The organism is Vibrio sp. 11-4(1) (genome assembly GCF_013048625.1).
Lineage (GTDB): Bacteria > Pseudomonadota > Gammaproteobacteria > Enterobacterales > Vibrionaceae > Vibrio > Vibrio diabolicus.
The window spans coordinates 100,826-124,859 of sequence record NZ_VHSY01000005.1; the positions used below are offsets into that span (position 1 = coordinate 100,826).

Sequence of the window (24,034 nt, forward strand, 5' to 3'; positions counted from 1 at the left end):
GCGATGTACGAACATTTGGTTGGTCTCGCAGTACAACATATCGTCACGGATGACGATCAATTAGTATTTGATGCTTTAAAGCACAATGACATTCAACACGCGTGCCAAGCCATTCGCGAGACTCAATCAGGAGAGGTAGAATTCCAACACCTGACGTTGAGATTTGGCACGCGTGGCGAACAAAGCGTCTATCAATTCGAACTCTCTGAACAAATGCAGTACTGCCTAGATTTGTTCAGCCTTTATCTCGCATTGCGACAAACACAGTTTCAGCTAGAAGCCTTTCACCCCGACTTAATCAGTAACGTCGTCGTGCCGATAAGAATTGACGCATTACTATGGGAACCAGGCATATACTTTCTCGAACAGATGATTCAGTTTCACTCTTCCGCTTTTCAACATGTGATTCCTTCTCTTCAAGCAGACAAAACGCTATGCGCCTATGATAAAGTCTCAGCGCTGATAGAGAAGTTAAGAGAAAACGCCTACTCACTTTGGTTTGAAGTCGCGACATCACAAGTGAACTTCGAACGAGTCGCTGACTTTAGTCCCGATATGATCAAACTATCAGTCACGTTAGAGGATAAAGAAGAAAGACATGCTTTCCTACCGATTGCTAAGTTCTTAAGAAAGCACAAATACCCTTGGGTAGCCGGGCGGGTAGCGAGCCAAACAGAGCTAAACCGCTATCGCTTGTTAGGGGCCAATTATTACTTTGGTTATTTCAGTGACATCCCGACCTCCCTCTCTTTTCAATCTTTTGGTGAGGAATGACAGAATCCTAACTATTAATCTTTATAAAACAGCGCGAATTATTCGCGCTGTTTTTTTATTTATAACGAAGAACGACAATATTGATAGATGACTGCTTCCCCGATTAAGTCAGGCTTATTCAGGTTATTTGATGTTATATCTGTATTTTCATGGAATACAAGTCACTAAAAATCATCAATTTTGATCTTTTTTAGGAATTTTTTAATTTTCAAATTAATCATTAAAGCTGACCGACCGCCTCTAGTTAGTGACTAGGGAATATCCCGAGGCCTGAAAGATATAGTGACTAACTAAGGAGACTAAGATGGCTTTATCAATGCACACTAACTACGCATCGCTTGTAACTCAAAACACTCTGAACAACACAAGCGGTCTTCTAAACACCGCGATGGAGCGTCTAAGCACGGGTTACCGCATCAACTCAGCAGCAGATGACGCTGCGGGTCTACAAATTGCTACTCGTCTTGAATCTCAAACTCGTGGCATGAACGTAGCGATGCGTAACGCACAGGACGGCATCTCTATGATGCAAACTGCGGAAGGCGCAATGGATGAGATGACAAACATCACATACCGTATGAACGACCTTGCAACACAAGCTTCAAACGGCTCTCTATCTGCAAACGACCGTACAGCACTAAACGCAGAATACCAACAACTAGGTTCAGAACTTGCTAACATCATGTCTTCTACTAGCTTTGGTGGTAACAAGCTTCTATTAGATGGTGCTGGTCAATTTGAGCAAGCTGCTGTTACTTTCCAAATCGGTACGCAAGCTGGTGAACAACTATCAGTCGACGTTTCTGGTCAAGTTCAAGCAATCAACACTGCTGTTGGTACTGCTGGTGCTCTAGCAGTAGGTGACCTAACGTCTGCAGCAAACGCGCAAACTGCAATGACAGCACTAACTGGTGCGACTGGTGAAGCTGGTCTTCTAGGTGCAATCGGTACTGCACGTTCTGCGTTAGGTGCAAACATCAACCGTCTAGAGCACACAATGACTAACCTAGGTAACATGGTTGAAAACACTTCTGCAGCGAAAGGCCGTATCACAGATGCAGACTTCGCAGTTGAATCTTCAAACATGACTAAGAACCAAATGCTAATGCAAGCTGGTACGACCGTTCTTTCTAAGACTAGTCAGCTACCTGGTATGGCAATGTCTCTACTTCGTTAATAACGAACTAGAAATAAAATATACCAAAATAAAAAGCCTCCCTATAGGAGGCTTTTTTATCACCTGCGAATATAAATATAGCTTTTATTCCCACGTTGCTCTTCCGGTACTCTAAAACCTATTTTCCGCATTATATTATGAAGCACTTTATTAAATAGCTCCAACTCAACTGTCTCGCTTCCCTGTCCTTGCTGATATGTTTTCAACTCAGGGAACTTGGATATCGCTTCTTGTAGGATACTTGCTAGTTCATCTGAATTAATATTTTGTTTGCTCAGTAACTTAGCACTAATAAACGTTTCGTAAGATCGAGCACATTTCATCAGTCGCAAAACAAATTCATTCATTTCTGCCGTTCTTATCTAAGTGTTAAACTAACGTTGGAAAAATATCTTCAAACACCAAATACATACCAAGTTAAAGATACCAAAAAGCGACATCCCACTATGTAGGAATAGTCCCAATAAAATAGCAGGAAGAACCTAAAATACCGCACTATTGATAGTTTACTTAAACTCCCTCCCCCCTAAAGTGGATTAAATAATTTAGTTTTTTAGTCGCCTTGTCTTATAAGGAAACACTAGATGTTTTCTAGAGGAAGGCGGAACACACTAGGTGGAAAATCTACTTCCTCTCAAATCCAGATAACATCGTAAGCTTATGTTTTAAAAGCCCATTTCAATTGGGCACGTATCTTGCGATAAGACATATATTCCAGGCATAGAGTTACGCCAATTACCGATGAGAGAGGGAATAAGCTCGTGAGTTCATTAGATCCAATATCCATGGCAACTAAGTTGGCAACGTACGACGTTCAACCATTTAAACAGCGCTATCAGCTACAAGCCGATAAATACCAATCTCAGTTATCTGCCTTGGGCAAAGTTGAAAGTGCAATGCGTGAGTTCCGAACTGCTCTCAAAGAGATGAACAGCAGTACTAGCAGCATCATTAAAAACTCAACAAGCATTTCTCAAGAAGGTTACTTTACAGCTAATGCTGACGCAAAAGCGCTATCCGGTAGCTACCAGATTTTCGTTGAACAAGTTGCAACATCACATCAAGTCTCTACAGGCATGCCTGCAGACCTTGACGCCACTACAGAGGTTCCGACTTCAGGAACTCTCGAATTCACCATCAACGGTGAAACGATGACACTTGATCTATCAACAGTCGATACCGACGGTGATGGTACAGCAACAATAAGTGACTTAGCGACTGCAATTAATAACGACAGCGATAACCCAGGTGTAAATGCAACCTTAGTGCGCTCAAACGGCCAGACTCACTTTATGCTTTCAAGCACTGAAACTGGTGTTGCTAACCAAATCAACGTATCGGCGTCTGGTACTGGCCAAGCCTGGTTTGAAGATGCATTCACAAACCTCAATCAGATAAGTGCTCCACAGGATGCTGTGATTTGGTTAGGAGCAGAAGGAACTGGGCTAAAACTAACAAACTCAAACAATACGTTTGAAGGTGTTATCGATGGCGTAGATATTACCGTTACCAAGGCTCAAACCTCAGGAGAAACCGCTATTGGTTTAGGTATCGGAGCTGACGACGAAGCAACAAAAGAGCAGCTCAATAAGTTCGTAGAAGCCTACAACACATTGATATCTGCGATTGATGAGCACACGCAAATCGGCGGCGAAGATAAAAAGCGAGGCGCTCTGGCAAGCGATCCAACTATGCGTTCGATTGAAAGCCAGTTAACCAGCCTGGTTCGAGGTGAGCACGGCGGCATGCGCTTGAGCGAAATCGGTGTGACATTGGACCGCAATGGCAAAATGAAAGTGGACCAAGAAAAGTTTGCCGAGGCACAAAAAAACAACGGTGCGGGCTTGGAAGCGATGTTCAATGGCGACGGCGCTTTACTCGACTCTATTGATGCTATGGTCGAACCATTCCTCAAATTCTCTTCTGGAGCGTTCAAATCTCGTAAAGAATCGCTACAAGCAAACATTGATCGCATCTCAGATAAACAAACTACTTTAGAGCGTAAATACGACATGTCGTACAAGCGTTACCTAAAACAGTTCACTCAAATGAATACATTAATGACCCAAATGAACCAAACCATGTCAATGTTTGGCTAAGGCTTTAGGAGAATATCTCATGCTTATGGACTCTGGCTATGACTCGTACCAACAAGTCGATCTCGACGCGCAAGCGGCAGCAGCAAACCCACACCAATTAGTCATTATGTTGATCGATGGCTTACTTGATGAAGTTGAACGTATTCGTGGCCATTTGGCTGCGAATCGCTTGGCTGAGAAAGGTAACGGAATCAACAAATGCATGAACATCTTGATTGGGCTCACAAGCGCTCTAGATGATGAGAATGGTGGCGAAATTGCTGAAAACTTACGCCAGCTGTATGACTTCTGCCAAGTTGAGCTTTATTACGCCAGCGTGCAGAACGATGCGAATCGCTTGGTTAATGTCGAGCGTGTAATGGGTAACATTCGTGAAGGTTGGATGAATTTTGGACAACAAGCATAAAGTGTCGCCAGAGCGATTTCGTCATTTATCTCAGCTCATCCAATTCGCTACAAAAACAGCAGATTGGCATGCGCTTAAGCGCTATGACTTGCAGTTGCGAGAGCTATTGATCAGTCACAAACCTTTTTTGAAGGATCCTAAGCTTGCACCTGAAATTCAACGTGCCAAAACCGTTCATGCTGATGCATTCGCTAGATTAGAAAAATCAAAGAACGAGTTAGAAAAAGAGATGAATATGGTCAATGACCATCAAGAGCGCGCTATGGCCTATCAATTAGCGATGACCATGGAGCTAACTCAATGATCGTATCTCCTTCAACTCAAATATCCGGCAATGCATCACCTAGCCATGAAGGCAACATAAAACAAGCAAGAGCTGTACACGGTTTTTCTCATAACCCTATGTCTGAGCATAGCCAATATGACGGCCAAGGTTTTTCCTCAGCTTCAACCGTGCCGAGTTTTTACCTTACCGCTCCAGCTTTGGACAGCGAAGAAAAAGCGCATGCTCGTGGTTTGGATACTGACGAACACTCGGCTTCTGAAGCAGATGCTCACCTGACAAGTACACTGGGTTCAAAAGAATCACCTGATCTTGCTATGCAAGCTCAGGCTCTAACCCAGAGTATGCTCACTATGGCAGAAAAGCAGTCGGGTCAGTTCGGAAAAACTCCGCCTTTATCGGTAGCTAACGACGTCAAGTCTACAACACAAGACTCAAATAACGCCTTGCTAAACACCTATCTAAAGCAACAAGAGGTGCACCAAAGCCAACCGATGTCATCGAACTCGCGCCTATCAATCTCCAATGCCGACTTTCAGACCCTATTGAGTCAACCAGCTCAAGGGCAACCAACGGCCTCACCACTCCAAGGACAAACACCAACGCCACAAGCCCCGAACACCGCCGTTGCCACGAGTAATATTCAAACTCAAGGCTCTGAGTGGGCGGCTGTGCGCGTTGACACCAGTGCTGGGAAATGGGGAGAGCAAATGATGCAAGTTCTGCATGACCGTGTGACTCTTCAAGCGCAACAAAATGTACAAGAAGCCAAAATCCGCCTCGACCCACCGGATTTAGGTAAGCTGGATTTACTTGTACGTGTTGAAGGCGACCGACTAAGCGTGCACATCAATGCCAATACAGCCGCAACACGAGAAGCTTTAATGCAAGTGTCTGAGCGTCTACGCACAGAACTGCAAGAGCAGAACTTCGTCCATGTCGATGTCAACGTGGGCTCTGATCAAAGCCAGAGTCGCAATGACCAACATACAAATGAAGAAGACGCCACTATTTTCGCAGCACGAGAATCTGGTGCATTCCAAACCACAACAACAAACTATTCAGAACACTGGCTGAACACTCAAGCCTAGTTAATCCTCGAGGAAAAAGGTTATGACCAAACAACAAATGATCGCCCTGTTTATCGCCATGATCATCACCAGCGCCCTCGTTTCGGCCGCCACGATTATGGGCGGAATCTGGTACTTAAACAAACACGCTCAAGAGTCACCTGACTCTGGTTCCTTGATCGATGATTCTCCATTGTCATTTTTAGTCACAGAAGAACCGACAAGCAAAGGTCCTAGCTTCCATCCTTTAGACAAAGTCGTTTTGACCGTGAAAGGTAAAAAACAGACTCACTTTGTCATGCTAGAACTAGCAATTGAAACACGCCGTCCTGAGCGCATCAAAGACATTGATGAGTACATGCCAATGGTACAAAACTCATTATTAAAATTGTTTAGCGACAAAACATTTGATGAGTTACAGCAAGCGGGTGCCATTGATATTCTGCAAAACGAAGTAAAACAAACGCTTTTACTGGCTTTTGCTAAAACAGACATCGTTCGCGAAATCGACGATGTTTTGTTGACTAAATATGTTGTGCAATAACGGAGCACAACCATGTTAGACATGAATATACAAGACACCTATACCACAGAAGAGGAAGTGACGACGCCATCACGCCCAATTGACGAAAATGCACTGCTGCAACGTCATCAAGTTATGGTGAAACGCGTCGTTAACCAGCTACGTGTTCATGCCACTTCTCACTGTAGTATTGAAGATATGCAGCAAATTGGCCTTATCGCTCTAGTTGAAGCTGGACGCCGATACGGCGATGTTGACGATCCTCATTTCCCTGCCTTTGCCGTGTGTCGCGTTCGAGGTGCAATTTTAGACGAATTGCGCCGGCTAGATTGGCGCTCACGTAAAACTCGCCAACAGGCTCACGAACTCAACGACGTGACTCGAGATCTCACACGCTCTTTAGGTCGGATGCCTACGGATGCAGAAATCATCCAAGCCTTGGGGACGAATGAGCAGGACTATTACAACCGCCAAAATGCCGCCCTTGCGGGAGAGATGCAAAGCCTTGACCAACTGATGGAAAGCAGTGGTGATAGCTATATTGGCGGGCAATATGATGGCATGGAACATGAGCATATTCGTCGTAGTTTAGATAGCGCTTTAGGCAAATTGCCGAAGCGTGATCAATTGCTGCTTACTCTGTTCTATCAACATGAACTCAACTTACACGAAATAGCTCTGGTATTGGATCTGACACCACCTCGTATATGTCAGCTTCACAAACAAGCGCTGAAACAACTCAACCAATTAATGTCCTCTTAGGAGTCACAAGATGCAAAAGTTTTTTGGAGTCCTCACTATCCTGGTGTGCGTCTTCGGTGGATACATGTGGGCCGGCGGTAACTTAGGCGCTATCTGGCAACCAGCCGAATTCCTTATCATCATTGGCGCTGCTGCTGGTTCTTTGATCATCGGTAACCCACCTCACGTACTGAAAGAAATGCGTCGCCAAGTGCCTGCAACCATCAAAGGCCCGACAGAAGAACATGAGTACTACATGGAATTAATGGCGCTGCTCAATAACTTGCTTGAGACAGCGCGCAACCGTGGTTATAAGTTTCTCGACTCTCACATTGAGTCGCCAGAACAGAGCTCTATGTTTCTCGCTTACCCGACGATTGCAGAGGATCATCGCCTAATTTCTTTCATTACTGATAATTTACGTTTAATGGCAATGGGACAAATGTCGCCTCATGAATTAGAGGGACTGCTAGAGCAAGAAATTGAAGCTATCCAAAACGAAATGCTTTTGCCTTCACGCTCACTACAGCGTACAGCAGAAGCACTACCTGGCTTCGGTATTCTTGCAGCAGTTGGTGGCATCATTATCACCATGCAGGCCATTGATGGCTCAATCGCTATGATTGGTTATCACGTTGCAGCAGCTCTCGTAGGTACATTCATTGGTATTTTCGGTTGTTACTGTGGTTTAGACCCACTAAGTAACGCCATGGCTCAGCGAGTAAAACGTAATATGACGGCTTTTGAATGCGTACGCGCAACCTTGGTTGCCTACGTAGCGAAGAAGCCGACATTGCTCGCCATTGACGCTGGTCGTAAACATATTCAGCTAGACATCAAACCAACATTCAACCAAATGGAGAAGTGGTTAGCTGAACAGGAGGGATAATGCAAAAACAAGAGCATGTAGTGTTCAAACGTGCCAAAGCACACAGCCATGATGAACCTCATGGCGGCGCGTGGAAAGTCGCGTTTGCTGACTTCATGATCGCCCTAATGGCGCTGTTTCTTGTGCTTTGGGTTATGCAAGTGGTAGACAAAGAAGAGCGTAAAGCAATTGTCGCCCACTTACATAGCTCAAGCGTATTCGACAAGAGTTACGGTAATCCATTTGATACTTCACAAAGTATCTCTCCTATTGACTTGGCACAGGACTCTTCTGTGCCAAGTCAACACAATTCCAACCACGTGGTAAGCTCATACTTTCGAGGTGACGGCGATGGGCCAGAAATCGACTCGTTGATTCCTGGTAACTTCGATACTCAGGAGCAACTTGCAGCGTTGGCGAAAGTCATTGAACGAATGACCGCTCAGATTAACGCACAAGGAAATGTCAACGTCACCGTGACCCCACAAGGCTTACGTATCGTCCTTCAAGATGATTACAAACAGCATATGTTCAGTCGTGGTGGCGCAGAGCTGACCCCTTTCTTCGAAGACTTATTACTTGCACTTGCGCCTGTATTTCAGCGTGTGAACAACCCACTGATCATCAGCGGACATACGGATGCGATTCCATTTAAAAAACGCTTTGGTCGTCAATCAAACTGGGCACTATCTGCATCTCGAGCTGATGTCGCAAGAAATACGCTGGTTGAAGGTGGCATGCCGGATGATCGCGTCATGCAGGTCACAGGCATGTCGGATAGAGCTCTGCTTAACCCTGATGAACCAGATTCAAGCGAAAACCGCCGTATCGAGCTGTTCGTTTTAACGACGCCAGCAGCCAAAGTACTCGAAACTCTTTTTGGTAACCACCAAGAAAGTGAACTGCAAAAAGCGAAAGATAAAGCCGAATTTAACCAACCAGTCATTCGACAAGAAGTCATCAATTACTCGGGTGATACGGCCACCAACGAAGTAAATATTCAAGAATTATAACCTCAAAAGGTCACCTCACCTAATGGTGACCTTTCTAACTGAAACCTCTGTTACTGTGACTTTTTAGTTGAGTTCTATATGCACATAACACCATCCGAAAACAAAAAACGCGATCTATTGAAGAAAGCCTTTTTATGGTTAATTGTCTTCGACTACCTTTTATTGGCGTTTTTCTTAACTCAGCTGTCCAGTTTAACGCTTAACAGTGGGACCATGATTAGTATGCTGCTCGTCGTCTACAACGTCTTACTCGTTTCTCTGTGCTTTCAAAGAACCAATAAACAGGACTCTTATATTATCTACCCTGTTTTATCCGCGACGTTGTTGGCATTTGTCTGCTTTCTTTATTTCTTTTTTTTAATTTAGATACCAGACTCCACCATTGATTTGATTTTTAATGCTTTCTCGAAGTGGTCGAGCTGATGAGTCTGAATCCACCACGTAGCCGCCTCCATCAACTGTTCAGGATCATCATTTTTGTTGGCGAAAAACGCATAAAATGAGAGCCCAACCTGCTCACCTTTGCTTTCGATCTTTTTGTCACAGACCTCTATTATTTTGTCTCTCAATGAAGCTCTCATTTCTATTCCCTTACGCTAGTACATACTCACTAACCATACGGTTGAAAGAAATCAGATCAAACGAACCTTTAATTTCAAAGCGTACTCTTCCCACCTCACTCATGAAGAACTCAATTTCACAATCTAAGTCAAAGGTACCAGACGTCTCGATAGAAAATGCATTGATCTTGCTATAAGGCAGCGACGTGTAATCCACTTTTGAGCCCGTAATCCCTTGCACATTCGCCGCAATCACTCTCTTGTTGGTAAACACCACTTGGTCGCGAACCGTTTTAAAGCCCGCAAATACCGACTCGCCATCAATAAGAAACTTGTGAAAATCTTCCCTAACTTTTGATACCTCAATGGGCTTAAGCTTAAACACTGATGAATTGTCGAAATCGATCATAGTCATTCCTTTTTAGTTGATAGCGAACAAACTCAACGTAGCAGATACACAGACCGTTGCCTATCAGCTAAGTACCATCTTTCGATTTCAAACCTAGGAAAAAATTCAACAAAGTGCATTACTTCCATCCTTGCCGCCATAGCTCTGGGTCTTTCAGCTCTTGCCAGTTCATCTCTTGCTCACGTTTACTCATAACCGCCTCAATGACACATTTCACAACATTGCCTTCTTCATCCAGCTCCATTTCTGTTACGACAAAGTGCTTCTCTTTATTTTTAGGTGACGTCGCCGTCCATTTGCTGTGCAATAGCTTCTTGGGGTGAATTTTATTCATAGTGGTATACCAATTTAACTAACATCTTTATGTATACGACTGAATAACAAGAGAGAATCAGATTTTATTTTTAAGCCTCCACGAAAAAAAAAGCCGCAAAAGAGGTCATCCCCTAATGCGGCCTTACTTGCATCCCAATTAGGTCTTTTGACCGTTCAAACGAGGGGTTAAGTACTGACTCTGTAGCAACTGCAACGCCTTACCAACCAGCACAATCACCACCGCGCCGATCAGTACTGGCGTGAACAAAAAGCTCCACCCCTGCCCAGAGGTCATGATCAAGATAGGATTTGCGCCCGCAGGTGGATGCGTTGTCTTCGTAATCAGCATCGCTGACACACCTAACCCAGTCGCAATCGCCAGCGTGATTGGCGTGATCTCAACGTATTGACTAAACGCAATACCGATAGATGCCGTAATGAAGTGACCAATGATCACATTTTTTGGTTGAGCGAGAGGGCTGCTAGGCACCCCAAACACCAACACCGCAGTAGCACCAAATGGCGCCATGAGAAGTACAACCTCAGTAAGAGATACCTCGGCGTAAGACAACACACCAATAGCCAATGTCGCACCAACCCCCGCGACCAAAGATAAAATTAAATTATTCATAAACACCTCAAGGTAGACCGAATTGTCTACAAATTAAAATAGACAAATCTGTCTACCTTTGTCAATATGTGTTTGTAGAACTTTTTGAGGACGTAGTTATGAACAAAAAGAAACAGTTATTGATCGATACCGCGTTGTCGCTGTTTTACAAACAGGGCATCAACTCCATTGGCATCAATGAAGTCCTTAAAGTATCTGGCGTGGCTAAACGCACGCTGTACAGCCATTTTGAAAGCAAAGAAGCGCTCATCCTTGCCGCACTAGAACAACGCCACCAAATCTTCATGGCGTGGCTAGAGGAGAAACTATCACCAGCACAATCGAGCACAGACGTGATCGACCAGTTGTTTACCGCGCTTAACGGCTGGTTTCATGGTTCTGAGGAAAAATTGGGCGAGTTTCGCGGCTGTTTCTTCATCAACACGTCCGCCGAATTCAGTGACGACAGCGGCGAGATCGCAACGTATTGCCGCCACCATAAACAACAGGTTCGAGAGCTAATTCAACGCTATCTCAAATCAGACAACACATCATTACTCGATGCCATTTGCATCATGAAAGAAGGTGCCATCACCACCGCTTACATGACAAAAGAGTACGACGACGTCACAAAGAAATGCGTGGAAATTTTGCACAAGCTGTAACGGTAAGAAAGCAAGAAACGAAACGACCGAGCACCAAACTGGCGAGAATGTTCAGAAATGGTAAGGTTATTTTATCAATCTAATGAGACACGCTTGATATGAAAATTGGCGAACTGGCGCAAAAAACGAGCCTTGCTCCCTCGCGTATTCGATTTTACGAGCGCATCGGACTGCTAAAAACCGTGACCCGTAAAGCCAACGGGTACCGCGAGTATCCTCAAGAAGCATTAATGATTCTGGACATGATCACAACGGGTCAGCAAGCTGGCTTCAGTTTGGATGAGCTAAGTGCGTTACTGCCATCCGATCTTTCTAACTGGGATCATCATCAGTTATTGACAACCTTGCAGCAAAAAGTCCAAGAGCTCGAGGAGCTTGAGAGAAAAATTGCCCAGAGTAAAAGCAAGTTAAAAGAAGTACTTAAAGAGATTGAAGCTAAGCCTGATGACATGGACTGTGCAATGAATGCAAAACGCGTCATGTCTCAACTTGGTCAAACGATTCTGACCAAAGAAAATCCCTCAAATAAAAAATAAGACCGTCACCAAATCAAAGCAATGTTAACAAGCGAAGCTTTACTCTTGATGTTGGGTTAAAGATTCGCCAATTCCCCTGCCAGCCACTAAATTGAGTCTGTAAAAACCATTCGCCCTTAGCTCAGGTGTGCCATCTCCTTGTTTCTATACTCAATAAAAAATCAATCCAATTTATCTTCAAAATGCGGGTTGACCTTAAACCTGACTTTAACGTTAGGATGAATATCAAAGCAACACAGCGGGAGATTGGTGAATGCAAACGATATTGGGTGCAAGTGGGCAAATTGGCCGTGAGCTGGCATTAAGCCTAAAACGAGACTTTACGAGCGACATCCGATTGGTGAGCCGCAATCCACATCGAGTCAACGAGACGGATCAACTGGTAAAAGCGGACTTGCTCGACGCGAAACAAACATCAGATGCCGTAAAAGGTTCTAGTATCGTTTACCTTACTGCAGGGCTACCAATGGATACTCAACTGTGGGTGGAACAGTGGCCAACAATGATGCGTAATGTCATCGCCGCATGTAAAACTCATCAAGCAAAGCTTGTTTACTTTGATAATACCTACATGTACCCGCAAACGGATACGCCTCAACAAGAAGATGCACCATTTCAGCCCAATGGAGAAAAAGGTCGAATTCGTGCGGTCATTACTGACATGCTGCTAGAATCGATGAATCAAGGAGAAATCGAAGCCGTTATCTGTCGTGCTCCGGAGTTTTACGGCCCGGGGAAAACGCAAAGCATCACTAATTCCGCCATTATCGATAATCTACTTAACCAAAAGAGTGCAAAAGTGTTTTTACGTGATGACACCAAACGCAGCTTAATTTATACGCCAGACGCAAGCCGAGCGATGGCGCTAATTGGGAATACGCCCGATGCTTACGGACAAACTTGGCATTTGCCTTGCGATGATCGTCGACTGACGTATCGGGAGTTTATCGCTGTTGCAGCAAAGGTTTTTAACGTTCAACCGAAATACAAAGTCATCAAGCGCTGGCAATTGTGGCTAGCTGGGCGATTTAATCAAACCATTCGAGATGCAGCCGAGCTTTTGCCCCGCTACGAATCTGACAACCTTTTTGTTTCAGATAAGTTTCAAACTCGTTTTCCAGATTTTCAAATCACCACATTCGAACAAGGCTTGACCACAATTCAACAAGAAAAAGCCAATGACCAGAAACCTCTTTAAGCAGGCATTGATAGGAGTTTTTTGATGAAAGATAACACACCGGCATCATCCCCAGATCGTTGGATCATATACGGAGCCAATGGTTATACAGGCGAGCTGATTGCGAGAGAGGCCGTAAAACGAGGTCACCACCCAACCCTTGCTGGTAGAAGTTTAGAGAAAGTACAAAGCCTAGCGGCTGAACTAGGGCTGCAAAGTCTTGCTTTTTCTCTTGAGGATAAAAGCAGCGCGATCCAGCATATTTCGGGTTCCTCACTGGTATTAAACTGCGCAGGCCCCTTTTCTTCGACAGCAAAACCTATGATGAAAGCGTGCCTAGAAGCAGGCGCACATTACCTCGATATTACAGGTGAGATCTCTGTATTTGAGTTTGCACAAACGCTGCAATCACAAGCAAAGGAAGCTAGTGTCGTATTGTGCTCTGGTGTTGGTTTTGATGTTATTCCAACGGATTGCATTGCAGCCACATTGAAAGCTGCGCTACCAGATGCAACACACTTGTCTCTCGGTTTTGACTCTCGCTCTGGTTTTTCTCCGGGCACGGCGAAAACGTCTGTCGAAGGTTTGGCTCAAGGCGGAAAAGTGCGACTTAACGGAAAAATCACCACCGTTCCGCTAGCGTATAAAGTTCGCAACATTGATTTTGGTGACGGCGAAAAACTTGCTATGACCATTCCGTGGGGCGATGTTTCAACCGCCTATTACACCACGGGGATTGAGAATATTGATGTTTTTATTCCCGGAGCGCCGAACATGATAAAAAACGCTAAACGAGCGAATTGGGTTCGCCCCCTTCTCGGCATAACCTGGGTACAAAACCTCATAAAAAGCCGTATTGAAAGAACCGTAAAAGGACCGAATGAGGAGCAAAGAAACCAATTACCCACATACGTATGGGGTAAAGCAAGCAACAAGCTCGGACAAAGCAAAACAGCACGAGTACAAACGGCCAATGGCTACAGCTTAACCGCAACGGGATCTCTGGCGATTGTAGAACACCTGCTACATACGAAGCCTGAAGCCGGTGTATACACCCCCTCTAAGCTCATGGGCTCCAATTTTGTGTCGCAGCTTCCCGGCTCTAGTGGCATAACCATTGAAGAGTAAACAAAAAGGCACCAATCGGTGCCTTCTGCATTAACAGGGGTTGAGGCCATCACAACTCGTGTTCGGTACGAGCGATGATGTCATCCTGCGCGTCTGGTGACAGCGCGGTAAAGAAGGCTGAATAGCCCGCAACTCGTACGACAAGGTCACGATATTGCTCAGGGTTCTTCTTCGCTGCCAGCAAGGTTTTACGAGAGACGATGTTGTACTGCACGTGCCAACCTTTATGGTGATTAAAGAAGGTACGAATCAGCATCGATAGCTTGAGCTTATCCCCTTCTGAAGCGACAGCCGCTGGGCTTAACTTCTGGTTAAGCAGCACACCACCCAAGATTTTATTAGCTTGAATTTTACCGACTGAGTTATACACCGCCGTTGGTCCCAAACGGTCAGAGCCCGATGCTGGACTTGCGCCTTCCGCCAGTGGTGTTTTCGCTTTTCGACCATCTGGTGTTGCCATCGTGGATGCGCCAAATGGCACGTTGGCAGAGATGCTTGATGTTCCCGCGTAGTAGCCACCACCAATTGGCCCGCGCCCATAACGTGTGTTGACAAATTGCGCCAACTCATCGATATAAACTTGGTAAGCATCAGCCAGCAGTTGGTCGACATAATCGTCGTCATTGCCGTATTTTGGCGCGAAGTTGATTAAGCGTTGGCGAAGTTGTTCGTTCTCAATACCATCGAAGTCTTCTTCCAATGCTTTTGCCAATTCCGTTTGGCTGATTTGTGCTTCTTCAAACACCAAATGTTTGATCGCCGCCAAACTGTTACCCAAATTGGCGATACCCACTTGCAGGCCAGATACCCAATCGTATTTCGCTCCGCCTTCTTTTACGGTTTTACCACGCGCCAAACAGTCATCCACCAGCGATGAGCAGAAAATATCTTGCGCTTGCTGCTCAAGCACACTGTCGACTACGGTATCGATCTCAATCGATTTACGTGTGTAGTAGCGAATTTGCTCCGCCCAAGAAGCGGTGACTTGATCAAAACTCTCGAAGTTGCCTTTTGCCAACGACTTATCATGCGGCAAGAAGGCTTTGCCCGTCGTTACATCCACACCTTCGTTAAGCGCCGCCAGCAAAATACGCGCAAAGTTAATGAAGCTCATACCCGTGCAACGGTAACCCCATTTGCCTGGAACAGCGGTTTCAATACAGCCAATAGACGCATAGTTGTAAGCATCTTCTTTCTCGACACCTAGCTTGATGAACTCTGGAATGACGATTTCATCGTTGTTGAATGCAGGCATACCGAATCCGCATTTGATCACTTCAATACAGCCCATCAAGAACTCTTGATTCAGACCTTCATGATAGCGAACACTCAAGTTCGGTTGCGTGGAACGTAGCTGACCACAGGACTCTAAAATCGCCCAAGATAGCGGGTTTACGGCATCTTCAGGTTCTCCATTCTCATTCAGCTTTTGGCCACCGATACAGACATTTTGATACAGCGGAGAACCTGCCGATGCTTTTGAGTGCGCACCAGAGCGAATCTTGTTTACTTCAAGCAATTTCAACCAACAGCTTTGCAATAACTCAAGGGCGAACGCTTTGTTCATCGTGCCACTTTCAAGATCACGCACGTAGTAGTCGTTTAGGAACTGGTCCATCCGACCGAATGAAACAGAGTGGCCATTCGATTCAATTTGCAACATCAACTGCACAAAATAGCTCAGTTGCAGAGCTTGCCAGAAGTTGGTTGGCGCATGGAAAGCCACATGACGACAGTTTTCTGCGATTGTCTCCAGTTCCGCTTTCCTCTCTGGTCGCGTTTCGTTTTGTGCCATTTCCAGAGCGAGATCGGCGTAACTCACCATGTGCTCCTGAATCGCAAGCAAGACAATTTCGACGGACTTATAAAACTGCTCTTTCTTCAACCCTTCATACGTCGACACGTCGTTATTAGCGCGATGCTGACGAACCTCATCCAGCAGACCGTTCATACCGATCTTCAGGATTTTTTCGTTATCCACCGCAAGGTGCGCGTCGCCCGAAGTCATGTTGCCCTCGGCTTTAATGATGGTGCTGGCTAGGATCTCTTGTTGCTCGTCGGTAAAAAGTCCATAGCAGCGATCTTGAACCGTTTTACCGCGCCAGTATGGCGTAATGGCGTGAATGCTTTGTTTGTCTTCTTCACTTACCGCAAAACCAGCCCCAGGTCGGTCGGCCAGTTCGTCGATTTCCGCTTCAATCCAACGCACCGTGTATTCAGGGAAGATCGGCGCAGCGCGTACTTTGCTCGCTTGGTTGCCTACAATCAGCTCGTCGTGCTTAATCCAAATGGTGCGAGTGCGTAAGTGCTCTTGTAACGCCAACGCTCGTTGCACAATCACAGGTTTGTCTTCATTTGCCTGATACGCTCGAGTATAAGCCTCTGCGCGCTCAGTACAGATAGGCGGCGTTACGATGTTGACCAGTGCCGATTTGTGGGCTTTGATTCGCTCTGGAAGGGTATGTAGGTCCATGGTTAACCTCTAACAATCACGTTAAGTTGAGTATGTTCGCTTGCGTATTGCATTGCGTTTTCTAGCAGTTCTGGATTATTTAATGGTTTGTCAGAACACTCGTAAGGCATATCGAGCAAACGGTATTTATTGATGCCGAGGGTGTGATACGGCAGCAAGTGAAGTTCTTGACAGCTTTCTAAAGAAGCAGCGAAATCAATGATCGCTTTGAGCTCATCAATGGTGTCATTGAAGCCCGGCACAACAGGAATACGAATCACAATGCGTTTCGCAATTGGTGCCAATTTTCTAAAATTGTCTTTGATGCGTTTTAACGATCCCTTCGCCCAACAGAGAAACTTTTCTTCGTCGGTGTGTTTAAGATCCGCTAACCAGCAATCGATATACGGCGCAACTTTTTCTACGTTTTTCCACGGAACATGCATGCACGACTCCACCGCCGTAGACACATGGTTTTGATGCAAACGTTCGGCAAGTTCTGCCACAAGACTTGGCTGCATCAGCGGCTCGCCACCAGAAAACGTCACGCCACCTTGGCTTTGATCGTAGAAAGGCTTGTCTTTCATCAACACTTCAAACAGGTTGTCCGATTTCGCCGCTTCTCCACATATGCTGAGCGCTTGTGTTGGACATACGTTTCGCAGCGCTATGATCTGTGCCTCGCTCATGGCTTTTCGATTGATGATGATTTGATCGTCAATGCGTCGGATACCATCGCTTGCCATGTCGCCGTTTACGGTTTGTTTATAAGCCGACACACAAAGCTGGCAGTCCGCTATACAACTGCGCTCATCAAACAGCAGAGAGTGCTTTTCACTGCGGCTTTCTGGGTTTTGGCACCAAGGACAGGACAAACTGCATCCCTTCAGAAACAGAATGGTGCGAATACCATCACCATCGTGGGTCGAGAACCTCTGAATATTGAAATACATTGCTGTCCGCCTCTTGGTTTGCTCTTCTACTTTTCACGCTTTTCTTTTTCTGAAAGCTTCATTTGATAATGAAATATTGCCACTTAACTTTCGTTTTGTGAAATTATTATAGTTTCAATTGAAATTACAATTGATCAAAATCAAGATCTCAGCGGATTGTCAGATCTATAGTGATCCCATCATCAAAACGAAGATTTTGTATAAGGTAGAACCCATGATCGAACTCTATTTAGATACTGCTGACGTGGCAGAAGTAAAACGCTTTAACCAATGCCTACCTCTGAAAGGGGTAACCACAAATCCAAGTATTTTGGCGAAATCAAAACAAGGCTTGAACCAAACCTTAGCTGGCATGCAAGAAGCGTTAGGGGGCACACCCCGTTTCCATGCTCAAGTGGTGAGCACAACTGTAGAAGGCATGGTGGAAGAAGCGCGCCAAATCCATGAATTACCTTATGATATGGTCGTCAAAGTGCCAGCAACCGAAACAGGCTTATCGGCAATTAAGTTAATGAAAAAAGAGGGAATTCAAGTGCTCGCCACTGCTATTTACTCTGCCCAGCAAGGTTTCCTTGCGGCATTGTGTGGCGCTGACTATCTTGCGCCTTATGTGAACCGTATTGATGCGATGAACGGAAACGGTGTAGAAGTGGTCGCAGACCTGCAATTGCTACTGGATCAAAACCAACTGCCTGCAAAAATTTTAGCAGCGAGTTTTAAAAATACCCAACAAGCGATGGAAGTGATGAAGTTAGGCATTGAAGCGATCACCTTGCCTGTCGATGTGGCCGCGCAGATGTTTTCTCATCCAGCAGTTCAGCCGGCTGTCGATCAATTTGATAAAGACTGGAAATCCGCGTTTGGCAACAAACTTTCATTTGAAAGTTAAGCATAAAATTATCGAAAGTCCCGTTCCTCCTCGATCGAGGGGCTTTTGATATGGGAATCTCTGAGAAAAAGTAACATTCGCGCAGGCAACTGTTTGTAGATGCGGCTTACGAAGAGATTCCCAGCCCACTAGTCTCACCTCTCCCTTCACGCAAAGCACTCTATTCGTAACATCACTACTGACGAACAACGCTCGTTCCACAAGCAAAAAATTTTTGCTTCAAGCCGACAAACTCACAAGCGAAACGCATCAATAACTCGGTAATTATTAATTTTATATATTGGAAATGAACACTGTTCATTTATAATCAGCGAACCTAACGCAGTAACAAGGAATCCACTTCATGAAACGCATTGCGCTTCTCTTTGCCATATTTGCATTACTTTCTGGTTGTAGCAGCATGTCGCCAGAACAATGCCAAACCGCAGACTGGTATCGCGTCGGCTACCAAGATGGCCGCTCAGGCAACAACCCAAACATTTTGTACGAATACATTAAAGACTGTCGCGAAGCAGGCGTAACGCCAAATCACGTTGAGTGGCAAGACGGTTTTGATAAAGGCACCATTCTTTACTGTTCGCCAGACAATGGTTACACGGTGGGTGTAGAAGGAAAAACCTACTATGGCGTTTGCTCTAACGATCTTTTCCTTAAAAACTATCAGTTAGGCCATCAAGAATATCAGCGTCAACAACGCATTAACGCGTTAGATGCGGAGATATCACGCCTTGATCATCAATTGGATGCAAACTTAGATAAAGACAACGCGAAGCGTATTAGAGAGAGAAGAAAACAACTGGCGCGTGAGCGTGCATCACTCATCTCGCCAGGAGCTAATTACTACTTTAACTTTTAGTCGCGACGGGCTACAACGCTAGGGTCATAAAGCGGCTGTTTGGATCAGGTTGATAGTCACCAAACTGCTCGCAGTACGCGAAGCCATGTTTTTCATATAGGCGATGCGCGGGTTCAAAAAATGCCATCGACCCAGTTTCCAAACTTAGACGTTGTATCCCCTGATGTTTCGCTTGCTCAATCACGTGATTGAGTAAGCGGGATGCCACACCCTGTTTTCTCGCCGACGGCGTCGTACGCATCGATTTCAACTCTGCGTGACCATCTTCTAGTTGGCTCATTGCCACACATCCCAATAGCAGCTCACCATCCCAGCCCGTCCAAAACGTGATTGAAGGCAACTTCAACTTGCTTACATCTAACGCATGCACGCTCTCTGGTGGCGATGTAGCGTACATGTCCTGTAAATGCTCTTCCAACAACGCAATCACCTGCGGCCGTTCTAAATTGTCGATTTCAATTCTCATATTTCCATCCTTGGTGTTTTTCTAGTTAAAGCGGCTGCATCATGATGTGCTGCGGTCCAACGGGGCCGCCGTGGTAAAGCTCATTGGTATCTTCAAACCCTGATTTTAAATAGCACTGATAAGCAGGTATGTTGCGGCAATTCACGGTGAGATAAAGCGCATCAAACTCGGGATAATGGCGTTTGGCGAAATCGGCAAACTGTTGAATGGCTTGCTTGGCGATGCCTTTGCCTTGATGACGGTGATCCACCAGCAAAGCACGCACGCCTAAACTGTTTTTCGAGCAAAAATCGTATTTCTCGTTGTAAGCAGCATCAAATAGAAAAAAGCCAACCACGTCATCGTCCGCCAAAATCAGATGCGGAAGCTCTGTGGGTTCAAGACGTGTAAGCATTTCACCCACATCCGCGACCGTAAACTGCGATTGCTCTTCTAGCACGCTAAGTTCGCAAGTTTGTTCATGTCGCTCAGGCGAATACTTTTCAATAGTAATCATAATCTTCCTTGTTGTTTTTATGCTCAATTCATACAGGGTATGTCGTAAATAGAAATACCTAGTGTCGTATTTCCCACTCGCAGGCAAACGTTTAGCACTCTATTATCCTCGCCATTCGATAGAGAGGTTTCCATGTCCCGTTTTTTACTTTGTAGTTTTGCACTCGTTTTACTCTACCCTACTGCCATTGATTTGTATCTTGTTGGTTTGCCTCAAATTGCGTCAGATCTCAACGCCAGTGAATCTCAGTTGCATATTGCGTTTTCGATCTATTTAGCTGGCATGGCTACCACCATGTTATTCGCGGGGAAAATTGCAGACTCTGTGGGACGAAAGCCTGTTGCCGTCGTCGGCGCGATGATCTTCGTGCTCGCGTCTTTTCTCGGCGGGATGGCTGAGCAACCAAACGCTTTCTTGATTGCTCGCTTTTGCCAAGGCATCGGAGCTGGATCTTGCTATGTCGTCGCGTTCGCGATTTTACGCGACACGTTAGACGATGAGCGCCGCGCGAAAGTATTGTCGATGCTCAATGGCATCACCTGTATCATCCCAGTGATCGCACCCGTGATTGGTCACTTGATTATGCTGAAATTTCCTTGGCCGAGTTTGTTTACCACAATGGCAGGAATGGGCATTCTCGTCAGTGTATTGGCCATTTTTGTTCTCAAGGAATCACTACCCAGCCAACAACGTGAAGAACAGACAGCGCCAGAGAGCCATCAAGAGACTTTCTTCGAGCGATTTTTTATCAGTAGGCTGATCATTACTGCGCTTGGAGTGACCACCATTCTGACCTTTGTTAACGCTTCACCAATTGTCGTGATGAGCATGCTTGGTTTTGATCGCGGTGGCTATTCTTCCATCATGGCAGGGACTGCGACGATCAGTATGTTGATTTCGTTCTCGGCGCCATTGGCATTGGGGATTTTTAAGCAGCGAACCTTAATGATGACCTCTCAAGTATTGCTCGCTTGTGCAGCCATCGTGCTCAGTGCTGCCCATTTCCATGATGGACAATCTCTTTACTATGTATTCGGACTTGGGCTGATTTGCGCTGGCTTCGCTTGTGGCTTTGGCGTGGCCATGAGCCAAGCGCTCAGCCCATTCTCTCAACAAGCTGGCGTGGCAAGCTCGTTACTGGGCATTGCTCAAGTTTGTAGTTCAGCGTTCTATATTTGGTTTATGGGTTTCATCGGCGTTAGTGCTCTGAATATGTTGGTGTTTATCTTAGTGTTAGGTAGCGTAATCAGCCTTGCTCTAATACTATTGATTCCAAAGCCTGTTCACGATACCCATTATGAAGAAATCCCTAGCGCGACTTGATTTAAACTTATTGTTCACTCTGCAATTATTGCTGCAAGAACAAAGCGTCTCGAAAGCCTCGAAAAAGCTGAACGTTACGCCCTCTACCGTAAGTAAGTCGCTCAACAAACTTCGTCATTGGTTCGATGATCCTTTGTTTGTCAAAACACCTAAAGGTCTTGCGCCAACACCTTTGGCGCAAAGCATGGAGCAAGATCTTGCAGAATGGCTGCAAATTGGCAGCCAGATTGCAGAAAAACGCAGCGATATTACGCCTAAAGGAGTGCGTTTTGATATCACGATTGAGTCGCCATTAGTGCTCACGGTACTGGACAGACTCATCGTCGCTATCCACCAGCGATACCCTGAAGCGAAAGTAAAAACCAGTAACTGGGATTACGATTCACTCGACGCCATCATTCGAGGAGAGGCAGATATCGGTTTTACCGGCCGAGAAAGTCACCCGAGATCGAAAGAGTCGTTGGATCTTCTGCCGTATTTCTTGGATTTTGAGATTCTATTCTATGACCTACCGATGGTGTATTTGCATAAAGATCATCCGGCATTACAGCAAGAGTGGAATCTCGAGACCTTTCTGAGCTACCAACACATTAATATTGTTTGGGAAAAAAGTGAAACTTGGGCGTTGGATGAAGTGTTAACGGAACTAGGGCTACAGCGCTCTATCGGGCTGACGATGTCCAACTTTGAGCAATCCCTTTTTATGGCAGCGCAGCCCACGCATGACATGATCACCACCGCGCCGCACTATTGCAAAAGCTACACAGAAAAGCTGCATCTCGATTTGGTGTGCTTGCCAATTCCGTTAGACCAAACTCAACAAGACAAGTTACTGATTCCATTTACCATGATTTGGCATAAACGCAATGCGTACAATCCCAAATTGCTATGGTTGAAAAACACCATCAAGTCATTGTACGAACAACCATCCCTACCACAGTAACACTTAGGCTAAGGTCAGGTTTTCTCTGGTGATTTTTGATGATTTTCTCGCTCTGACAGCTATAAGTAATCACTTTATCAACTAATGAAAAAGGTCGTTTGACGCTACACTCAATCCATATTTCTGCGTTAAGGGCCAAGGATGTCGACCTTTTTACTCACTGCTATTACGATGCTGGCGTTCGCTGCCAATTCATTATTGTGCCGACTTGCATTGGCCGAAGGGTTGATTGATGCAGGAAGCTTCACTCTCGTTCGATTGATATCTGGCGCGATTACCTTAATCGCATTGCTTGTCGTGAGAGGTCAGTGGAAAACCGATCGGCCAACTTCTCGCTTTCGCTTTTTTTCTGGCATGGCTTTATTTGGTTACGCTGCCCTTTTCTCTTTCGCGTACTTACAACTGGCGACAGGAACCGGTGCTTTGCTTTTGTTTGGTGCCGTGCAACTGACGTTACTGGCCATCTATTGGTGGCAAGGTGAGCGCTTTCAGTTTCTCGAAATCATCGGTATCGGCCTTTCGATTGCTGGCTTTGTTTGGTTAATGTTGCCATCTGCCACTCGCCCCGACATCTGTTCTGCACTTCTCATGTTGATTTCTGGCGTTTGTTGGGCTGCGTTTACTGCGCTCGGCAAACAAGCGCCTTCTCCAAGTAGTGGCATCACATGGGGGTTTATCGCTGCATCTATAATTGGCATACTCCTATCACCGTTGATGCTGTCCTCAATCTATCTCTCTTTGAGCGGAATCTTGCTCGCTATCACGTCTGGCGCCATTGCATCTGGCCTTGGGTATACGCTTTGGTATCAAGTCATGCGTAAGCTCTCTTTACTTCAAGCCGCCGTCAGCCAACTTTCCGTGCCAGCCATTGCTTTGCTGTTAGGTACCGTCGTACTCCACGAGTCTCTTTCACTGCATACACTTTTAACCAGTGGCATCATTCTTGGTGGTATCGCTTTGGTTTTTTTATCTCGATCCAAAAAAACAAGCAAACAACCGGCAAGCCGATAAAAAGTAATAACTTTCCCTCTCAAATACCCATTCATCATCTATGCTTTTTAAAGCAGCAAAGCTCATTGCAGATGGTACGAGCGGCCTGCTTTAGTATCAGGCGAAGGGTATAAGGTGAGAATTGGCTCACACAACGCGACGATTTTGTTTCAAAAGTGAGAATTGTCACAGATCGCGATTTTGCTCGTTTTAGGCGTTTCGTCAATAACGCCAAGGGCTAGCGCGAGATCGAGCCAAATACGCACTTTGTGTTTTGACAAAGGGTTTACAAAGCACACTTTTTCACCCGCT

The 24,034-nt window shown here is 45.5% G+C and carries 29 protein-coding genes; 20 read left to right on the forward strand and 9 right to left on the reverse strand.

What is annotated here, in order from left to right; translation table 11 throughout:
- The first annotated feature begins 3 nt into the window (after positions 1-3).
- Both FKN16_RS11465 and lafA read left to right on the forward strand, forming a co-directional pair.
- On the forward strand, positions 4-774 hold the full coding sequence (locus FKN16_RS11465) for an EAL domain-containing protein (RefSeq protein ID WP_046875750.1): 771 nt from the start codon (positions 4-6) through the stop codon (positions 772-774).
- A gap of 304 nt (positions 775-1,078) precedes the next feature.
- Positions 1,079-1,951, forward strand: coding sequence for a lateral flagellin LafA (lafA, locus tag FKN16_RS11470; RefSeq protein WP_046875749.1), 873 nt, complete (start codon positions 1,079-1,081; stop codon positions 1,949-1,951).
- Positions 1,952-2,010: 59 nt separating this feature from the next.
- On the opposite strand, the gene FKN16_RS11475 is transcribed toward lafA, so the two are convergent.
- Complete coding sequence (locus FKN16_RS11475) at positions 2,011-2,298, reverse strand: hypothetical protein (protein WP_053807552.1); 288 nt, start codon at positions 2,296-2,298, stop codon at positions 2,011-2,013.
- A gap of 414 nt (positions 2,299-2,712) precedes the next feature.
- Between FKN16_RS11475 and fliD the strand changes: the two genes are divergently transcribed.
- From fliD to FKN16_RS24550, 9 genes are all read left to right on the forward strand, one after another.
- Entirely contained in the window at positions 2,713-4,050 is a 1,338-nt protein-coding gene (fliD, locus tag FKN16_RS11480) for a flagellar filament capping protein FliD (RefSeq protein WP_170902724.1), read from the forward strand.
- A 19-nt stretch (positions 4,051-4,069) separates the two neighbouring features.
- Complete coding sequence (gene fliS, locus FKN16_RS11485; RefSeq protein WP_005375014.1) at positions 4,070-4,456, forward strand: flagellar export chaperone FliS; 387 nt, start codon at positions 4,070-4,072, stop codon at positions 4,454-4,456.
- Positions 4,440-4,760 (forward strand): hypothetical protein, encoded by a 321-nt coding sequence (locus FKN16_RS11490; protein WP_005398525.1) that lies wholly within the window; start codon positions 4,440-4,442, stop codon positions 4,758-4,760. The genes fliS and FKN16_RS11490 overlap by 17 nt, the downstream gene beginning before the upstream one ends.
- On the forward strand, positions 4,757-5,830 hold the full coding sequence (locus tag FKN16_RS11495; RefSeq protein ID WP_170902725.1) for a flagellar hook-length control protein FliK: 1,074 nt from the start codon (positions 4,757-4,759) through the stop codon (positions 5,828-5,830). Before FKN16_RS11490 ends, FKN16_RS11495 begins: the two co-directional genes overlap by 4 nt.
- Before the next feature lie 22 nt (positions 5,831-5,852).
- Entirely contained in the window at positions 5,853-6,353 is a 501-nt protein-coding gene (locus FKN16_RS11500) for a flagellar basal body-associated FliL family protein (protein WP_005398533.1), read from the forward strand.
- Positions 6,354-6,365: 12 nt separating this feature from the next.
- Positions 6,366-7,094: a FliA/WhiG family RNA polymerase sigma factor gene (locus FKN16_RS11505; RefSeq protein WP_005396579.1), complete on the forward strand. Its 729-nt coding sequence runs from the start codon at positions 6,366-6,368 to the stop codon at positions 7,092-7,094.
- A gap of 10 nt (positions 7,095-7,104) precedes the next feature.
- The gene (gene motA / locus FKN16_RS11510; protein ID WP_005396580.1) at positions 7,105-7,962 is read left to right on the forward strand and encodes a flagellar motor stator protein MotA; all 858 of its coding nucleotides are present in this window, start codon (positions 7,105-7,107) and stop codon (positions 7,960-7,962) included.
- A complete protein-coding gene (locus FKN16_RS11515) occupies positions 7,962-8,954 on the forward strand; it encodes a flagellar motor protein MotB (RefSeq protein WP_170902726.1) in 993 nt (330 codons plus the stop codon). The genes motA and FKN16_RS11515 overlap by 1 nt, the downstream gene beginning before the upstream one ends.
- Positions 8,955-9,032: 78 nt before the next feature.
- Positions 9,033-9,320 carry a hypothetical protein gene (locus FKN16_RS24550; RefSeq protein ID WP_031780567.1) on the forward strand — a complete coding sequence of 96 codons (288 nt, stop codon included), beginning with the start codon at positions 9,033-9,035 and terminating at the stop codon, positions 9,318-9,320.
- Here the strand turns inward: FKN16_RS24550 and FKN16_RS11520 are convergent.
- The 4 genes from FKN16_RS11520 to FKN16_RS11535 form a co-directional block, all read right to left on the reverse strand.
- Positions 9,317-9,535: a DUF6500 family protein gene (locus FKN16_RS11520; protein WP_170892747.1), complete on the reverse strand. Its 219-nt coding sequence runs from the start codon at positions 9,533-9,535 to the stop codon at positions 9,317-9,319. The two genes, FKN16_RS24550 and FKN16_RS11520, sit on opposite strands and share 4 nt — an antisense overlap.
- Positions 9,536-9,545: 10 nt before the next feature.
- The gene (locus FKN16_RS11525; protein WP_005396583.1) at positions 9,546-9,923 is read right to left on the reverse strand and encodes a PH domain-containing protein; all 378 of its coding nucleotides are present in this window, start codon (positions 9,921-9,923) and stop codon (positions 9,546-9,548) included.
- Between the two features lie 118 nt (positions 9,924-10,041).
- On the reverse strand, positions 10,042-10,257 hold the full coding sequence (locus tag FKN16_RS11530; RefSeq protein ID WP_005396585.1) for a TIGR02450 family Trp-rich protein: 216 nt from the start codon (positions 10,255-10,257) through the stop codon (positions 10,042-10,044).
- Between the two features lie 138 nt (positions 10,258-10,395).
- Positions 10,396-10,869 (reverse strand): HPP family protein, encoded by a 474-nt coding sequence (locus tag FKN16_RS11535; RefSeq protein ID WP_170902727.1) that lies wholly within the window; start codon positions 10,867-10,869, stop codon positions 10,396-10,398.
- A 98-nt stretch (positions 10,870-10,967) separates the two neighbouring features.
- Here FKN16_RS11535 and FKN16_RS11540 point away from each other — a divergent pair, with 98 nt between their 5' ends.
- From FKN16_RS11540 to FKN16_RS11555, 4 genes are all read left to right on the forward strand, one after another.
- On the forward strand, positions 10,968-11,513 hold the full coding sequence (locus FKN16_RS11540; RefSeq protein WP_047009615.1) for a TetR/AcrR family transcriptional regulator: 546 nt from the start codon (positions 10,968-10,970) through the stop codon (positions 11,511-11,513).
- A 98-nt stretch (positions 11,514-11,611) separates the two neighbouring features.
- Positions 11,612-12,049, forward strand: a complete 438-nt coding sequence (locus tag FKN16_RS11545; RefSeq protein WP_170902728.1) for a MerR family transcriptional regulator — start codon at positions 11,612-11,614, stop codon at positions 12,047-12,049.
- A 253-nt stretch (positions 12,050-12,302) separates the two neighbouring features.
- Positions 12,303-13,247 (forward strand): SDR family oxidoreductase, encoded by a 945-nt coding sequence (locus tag FKN16_RS11550; RefSeq protein WP_109169237.1) that lies wholly within the window; start codon positions 12,303-12,305, stop codon positions 13,245-13,247.
- Positions 13,248-13,271: 24 nt separating this feature from the next.
- A complete protein-coding gene (locus tag FKN16_RS11555) occupies positions 13,272-14,354 on the forward strand; it encodes a saccharopine dehydrogenase NADP-binding domain-containing protein (protein WP_170902729.1) in 1,083 nt (360 codons plus the stop codon).
- Between the two features lie 49 nt (positions 14,355-14,403).
- On the opposite strand, the gene FKN16_RS11560 is transcribed toward FKN16_RS11555, so the two are convergent.
- Together FKN16_RS11560 and FKN16_RS11565 are read right to left on the reverse strand one after the other, a co-directional pair.
- Positions 14,404-16,827: a formate C-acetyltransferase/glycerol dehydratase family glycyl radical enzyme gene (locus FKN16_RS11560; RefSeq protein ID WP_170902730.1), complete on the reverse strand. Its 2,424-nt coding sequence runs from the start codon at positions 16,825-16,827 to the stop codon at positions 14,404-14,406.
- A 2-nt stretch (positions 16,828-16,829) separates the two neighbouring features.
- The gene (locus tag FKN16_RS11565) at positions 16,830-17,759 is read right to left on the reverse strand and encodes a glycyl-radical enzyme activating protein (RefSeq protein ID WP_170902731.1); all 930 of its coding nucleotides are present in this window, start codon (positions 17,757-17,759) and stop codon (positions 16,830-16,832) included.
- Between the two features lie 214 nt (positions 17,760-17,973).
- Here FKN16_RS11565 and FKN16_RS11570 point away from each other — a divergent pair, with 214 nt between their 5' ends.
- Together FKN16_RS11570 and FKN16_RS11575 are read left to right on the forward strand one after the other, a co-directional pair.
- Complete coding sequence (locus FKN16_RS11570) at positions 17,974-18,648, forward strand: fructose-6-phosphate aldolase (RefSeq protein ID WP_021484062.1); 675 nt, start codon at positions 17,974-17,976, stop codon at positions 18,646-18,648.
- Positions 18,649-18,991: 343 nt separating this feature from the next.
- Positions 18,992-19,504 carry a DUF2799 domain-containing protein gene (locus FKN16_RS11575; RefSeq protein ID WP_053808269.1) on the forward strand — a complete coding sequence of 171 codons (513 nt, stop codon included), beginning with the start codon at positions 18,992-18,994 and terminating at the stop codon, positions 19,502-19,504.
- Positions 19,505-19,514: 10 nt separating this feature from the next.
- On the opposite strand, the gene FKN16_RS11580 is transcribed toward FKN16_RS11575, so the two are convergent.
- Positions 19,515-19,970: a GNAT family N-acetyltransferase gene (locus tag FKN16_RS11580; RefSeq protein ID WP_170902732.1), complete on the reverse strand. Its 456-nt coding sequence runs from the start codon at positions 19,968-19,970 to the stop codon at positions 19,515-19,517.
- A gap of 25 nt (positions 19,971-19,995) precedes the next feature.
- Positions 19,996-20,466 (reverse strand): GNAT family N-acetyltransferase, encoded by a 471-nt coding sequence (locus FKN16_RS11585; protein ID WP_170902733.1) that lies wholly within the window; start codon positions 20,464-20,466, stop codon positions 19,996-19,998.
- 132 nt (positions 20,467-20,598) lie between these two features.
- On the opposite strand from FKN16_RS11585, the gene FKN16_RS11590 reads away from it, so the two are divergent.
- The 3 genes from FKN16_RS11590 (at position 20,599) to FKN16_RS11600 (ending at position 23,743) form a co-directional block, all read left to right on the forward strand.
- Positions 20,599-21,789, forward strand: coding sequence for an MFS transporter (locus FKN16_RS11590; protein WP_170902734.1), 1,191 nt, complete (start codon positions 20,599-20,601; stop codon positions 21,787-21,789).
- A complete protein-coding gene (yidZ, locus tag FKN16_RS11595; protein ID WP_024702169.1) occupies positions 21,764-22,732 on the forward strand; it encodes an HTH-type transcriptional regulator YidZ in 969 nt (322 codons plus the stop codon). The genes FKN16_RS11590 and yidZ overlap by 26 nt, the downstream gene beginning before the upstream one ends.
- A 141-nt stretch (positions 22,733-22,873) precedes the next feature.
- The gene (locus FKN16_RS11600; protein ID WP_170902735.1) at positions 22,874-23,743 is read left to right on the forward strand and encodes a DMT family transporter; all 870 of its coding nucleotides are present in this window, start codon (positions 22,874-22,876) and stop codon (positions 23,741-23,743) included.
- Positions 23,744-24,034 lie beyond the last annotated feature (291 nt).